Genomic DNA, 1,327 nt, shown 5'->3' on the forward strand with positions numbered 1-1,327 from the left:
CTCAAAATTTATGAGTAAAATTTAGATTAAAATCCGTATCGATATCGCGCAGTTATGGTTTTTTGGTATAGAATTTACGCGATGGGTTTATGGCACGAATTTTATTTGAAATTTCGCTTTAAAAATCTAAAATTTGCGCGGTGAAATTCTATCTACAATGGAAAGCTACCGCGTGAAATTTTGCGGCTGCTGCGTTTTGTGATATAGGCAAAATGCCCACCGAGCGTGAAATTTTACAGCAAATATTGTGAAAAATTCTATTATTTATCGCGTAGCGGTAGAATTTTACTGCGCGAAATCAAGCAGAATTCCGTGCATAATTCCGTAGGCGAAATTTACGCCGTGGCGAATGAGCTTACTCGCACAAAAGGGTGCTAGCGCAAAATTCCATAGCCGAAATTTCCTGGGCAGAGCTTTACTTTGTAAATTTTAAAACTAAATTCCACTTCGAGTATTAAAATTCTAAGTTTACTTAGCGGGCGAGATTTAGGCGAGTAAATTCCGCCCGCTGCGTAAATAGCAAGCGCTTTAAATTTCATTCCACGGGCGCTTTGCTTTGCAAAAATCGCACGAGCGTCTCGTATTCGTCGGGCTGCAACCCCGAGTTTTGTATCATCGTCTCGACCACGCTAGGCCAAACATTGACGTTGAACTCGTCGTATCCGTGTAGCGCGTGACAGCTGCCGCAGCGCTCTTTGAATAGATTTTCGCCCGCGTCGTAAATTTTAGCCGCATCGTCCGTCACTGCAAGCTTCGCGACGTAGCCGTCTATGGTGACGTTCGCCCATTCGTTATCGTAGTCGTCCTTCACGGTCTTTAGCGTCTTTAGGCTCTTTGCATTTTGCGCTTGCAAGTCTTGCTCCAAAATCCCAAGCCTTGCGTAGCTTACGTTGCTTCCCTCGGGCACGAAGCCCGCGTATCGCACCTGCACGTAGTCCTTGCCGTCCTTTAGCACTTGCAGCTTTGCGCCTACGTGCAGCTTGGCGATCTCCTTGCCGCCCGCTTTGTTTAGAAGCGGGGTTTGAGCCGCGACGAAAAGATCCGCCGCGCCCAAATGGCAAGCTGCCGCGAGTAAAAACGCCGCTAGCGCTTTGGATAAAATTTTACCTCGCTCGGGTGCGCAAATTTTATCCGTTTCGCATGAAATTCCACCCGAGCCCGGCGATGAAATTCTAGCTGAGCGAGGCGATGAAATTTGACCCCGCTCGCTCGCGTAAATTTTAAAATTTTGTCTCATCGCTAGCTCCTTTTGCCGAATTTCGGCTGTGAAAATACCGCAAGCGGCGGAAGCTCGCCCTGGAATTTCTCGATCTGAACTAGCGCGGTG

2 protein-coding genes are annotated in these 1,327 nt (G+C 47.4%); both read right to left on the reverse strand.

Going from position 1 to position 1,327, the window contains the following annotated elements; translation table 11 throughout:
• Positions 1 to 374 precede the first annotated feature (374 nt).
• Complete coding sequence (locus Q0256_RS09385; protein WP_297962450.1) at positions 375 to 539, reverse strand: hypothetical protein; 165 nt, start codon at positions 537 to 539, stop codon at positions 375 to 377.
• On the reverse strand, positions 536 to 1,327 hold a 792-nt coding region (locus tag Q0256_RS09390), incomplete at its 5' end, for a hypothetical protein (protein ID WP_297962451.1). The genes Q0256_RS09390 and Q0256_RS09385, both read right to left, overlap by 4 nt.

It is taken from the genome of uncultured Campylobacter sp. (genome assembly GCF_937949835.1).
In the GTDB taxonomy this organism is placed as follows: Bacteria; Campylobacterota; Campylobacteria; order Campylobacterales; family Campylobacteraceae; genus Campylobacter_B.